General features: G+C 52.2%; 2 rRNA genes. Both read left to right on the top strand.

Features of this window, described 5'->3' with window-relative positions:
- The first annotated feature begins 110 nt into the window (after positions 1-110).
- A 23S ribosomal RNA gene (locus G5B30_RS17045) occupies positions 111-3012 on the top strand.
- A gap of 152 nt (positions 3013-3164) precedes the next feature.
- Positions 3165-3276: ribosomal RNA gene (rrf, locus tag G5B30_RS17040) — 5S ribosomal RNA — on the top strand.
- Positions 3277-3283: the final 7 nt, after the last annotated feature.

Raw genomic sequence — 3283 nt, 5'->3', positions numbered from 1 at the left:
AAAGTTCTTTGACATACTGGAAGAAATAGAAGAGACAACAGAGAAACGGGGTGGGTATGGTTATACCATATCCCGTAGCATCGCCATGGCAGCAAAAGGGCCATGAGCGAGAAGAAAGTAATAAAGGGCACACGGGGGATGCCTAGGCTCCCAGAGGCGAAGAAGGACGTGATAAGCTGCGATAAGCTGTGGGTATCGGCAAATGCGATTTGATCCACAGATTTCCGAATGGGGCAACCCGGCATGCTGAAGGCATGTCATCTTTAACAAGAAGCGAACGCGCCGAACTGAAACATCTAAGTAGGCGTAGGAGGAGAAAATAACAATGATTTCCCAAGTAGTGGCGAGCGAACGGGAAAGAGCCCAAACCGTTCATGTTACGGCATGTACGGGGTTGTAGGACTGTGACGTGGTTACATATAAGCGAAGTGGAACGGGATGGGAAGCCCGGCGAAAGGAGTGAGAGCCTCGTACACGTAAGCGATTATGGCCTAACAGTATCCTGAGTAGCGCGGGACCGGAGAAATCCTGCGTGAATCCGGCGGCACCATCCGCCAAGGCTAAATACTCCTGGGAGACCGATAGTGGACCAGTACCGTGAGGGAAAGGTGAAAAGAACCCCGAACAGGGGAGTGAAAAGAACCTGAAACCGTGTGCTTACAATCGGTCGGAGTCCCGATTTATCGGGATGACGGCGTGCCTTTTGCATAATGAGCCTACGAGTTACACTTTACCGGCAAGGTTAAGCCCTTCAGGGGCGCAGCCGAAGCGAAAGCGAGTCTTAACAGGGCGCACAGTCGGTAGAGGTAGACGCGAAACCTGGTGATCTACCCTTGGGCAGGTTGAAGGTTGGGTAACACCAACTGGAGGACCGAACCGATAAACGTTGAAAAGTTTCCGGATGACCTGAGGGTAGGGGTGAAAGGCCAATCAAACCGGGAAATAGCTCGTACTCCCCGAAATGTTTTTAGGAACAGCGTGGGCATAGAGTCTGACGGAGGTAGAGCTACCGATTGGGTGCGGGGGAGTCAAATCCTACCAAATCCAGACGAACTCCGAATGCCGTCAGATATGGCCTGCAGTGAGGCCTCGGGTGCTAAGGTCCGAGGCCGAGAGGGAAAGAACCCAGACCATCAGCTAAGGTCCCCAAATGTATGCTAAGTTGGACTAACGAGGTCCGGTTGCCCAGACAGCTAGGATGTTGGCTTGGAAGCAGCCATCCATTTAAAGAGTGCGTAACAGCTCACTAGTCGAGCGGCCGGGCGTGGATAATAAACGGGCATCAAGCGTACTACCGAAGCTATGGACCTGTACTGAAAGAGGTACAGTTGGTAGGGGAGCATTCCATCGGGGGCGAAGCAGGGAGGTGACTTCTTGTGGACCTTATGGAAAAGCAAATGTAGGCATGAGTAACGATAAGGCGGGTGCGAAACCCGCCCACCGAAAGACCAAGGTTTCCTGATCAACGCTAATCGGATCAGGGTCAGTCGGGTCCTAAGGCGCACCCGAAGGGGGGCAGCCGATGGGCAACGGGTTAATATTCCCGTACTTTTCGATATTGCGATGTGGTGACGGAGTAGTGACACTGCCGCGGACTGACGGAATAGTCCGTTGAAGGGAGTAGGTATAGATATGGTAGGCAAATCCGCCGTATCTGCTGAATCCCGATAGTACTGCAAAGCTTCGGCGGCGCAGATAGTGCAGGTAATCAGACTTCCAAGAAAACCCGCTAAGCTCCAGATATCGAAAACCCGTACCGCAAACCGACACAGGTGGTCGAGGAGAGGATCCTAAGGTGCTCGAGTGAACCATGGCTAAGGAACTCGGCAAAATGGCCCTGTAACTTCGGGAGAAGGGGCGCTTCCTTACAGCAATGTAAGAAGCCGCAGTGAAAAGGCCCAGGCGACTGTTTAACAAAAACATATGGCTTTGCGAAATCGCAAGATGAGGTATAAGGCCTGACACCTGCCCGGTGCCGGAAGGTTAAGAGGGGATGTCATCCGCAAGGAGAAGCATTGAATCGAAGCCCCGGTAAACGGCGGCCGTAACTATAACGGTCCTAAGGTAGCGAAATTCCTTGTCGGGTAAGTTCCGACCTGCACGAATGGTGTAACGATCTGGGCGCTGTCTCAGCCATGGGCTCGGTGAAATTGTGGTACCGGTGAAGACGCCGGTTACCCGCAACGGGACGGAAAGACCCCATGAACCTTCACTATAGCTTAACATTGTGACTGGGTGCAGGATGTGTAGGATAGGCGGGAGTAGTCGAAGTAGCTTCGCCAGGAGTTATGGATACACCCTTGAAATACCGCCCTTTCTGTATCCGGTTTCTAATCCCATCAAGTGGGAGACATTGTTTGGTGGGTAGTTTGACTGGGGTGGTCGCCTCCAAAAAGGTAACGGAGGCTTTCAAAGGTAAGCTCAGTACGCTTGGTAACCGTACGAGGAGTGCAATGGCATAAGCTTGCTTGACTGTGGGGCCTACAAGCCGATCAGGGTCGAAAGACGGACATAGTGATCCGGTGGTTCTGTATGGAAGGGCCATCGCTCAAAGGATAAAAGGTACTCTGGGGATAACAGGCTGATCTCCCCCAAGAGCTCATATCGACGGGGAGGTTTGGCACCTCGATGTCGGCTCGTCACATCCTGGGGCTGGAGAAGGTCCCAAGGGTTGGGCTGTTCGCCCATTAAAGTGGCACGCGAGCTGGGTTCAGAACGTCGCGAGACAGTTCGGTCCCTATCTGTTGTGGGCGTTGGAAGTCTGAGTGGGTCTGTCCTTAGTACGAGAGGACCGGGATGGACGGACCGCTGGTGAACCAGTTATGCCGCCAGGTGTACGGCTGGGTAGCTACGTCCGGTTAGGATAAGCGCTGAAAGCATCTAAGTGCGAAACCTGCCACGAGATTAGACTTCCTTAATAGGGCCGTAGGAGACTACTACGTCGATAGGCCGCAGGTGTAAAGGTGGAGACACCATAGCCGAGCGGTACTAATAGCCCGAAGCTTTCCGCGCAGGAATGTCCCTGTTTGTCTGCTGTTTCTTTTATTTCTTCCCGTACATGTCATTTTTGGGTATGTAGTATTTAGTACAGAGTATTTAGAATATGGTCAGACTACCAAGATCTAAATACTAAATACTGACTACTAAGTACTAACTAAAGATTTTCAGGTGCCTATATCGGCGGTGTCCACCTCTTCCCATTCCGAACAGAGCAGTTAAGCCCGCCAGAGCCGATGGTATTGCCGTAACAGGCGTGAGAGTAGGTCGGTGCCTTATTTTATAG

The organism is Sphingobacterium sp. SGG-5, from assembly GCF_011043525.1.
In the GTDB taxonomy this organism is placed as follows: Bacteria; Bacteroidota; Bacteroidia; order Sphingobacteriales; family Sphingobacteriaceae; genus Sphingobacterium.
Note: the sequence above shows the minus strand (reverse complement) of the source record. Positions and strands in the feature narration are given on the sequence as shown.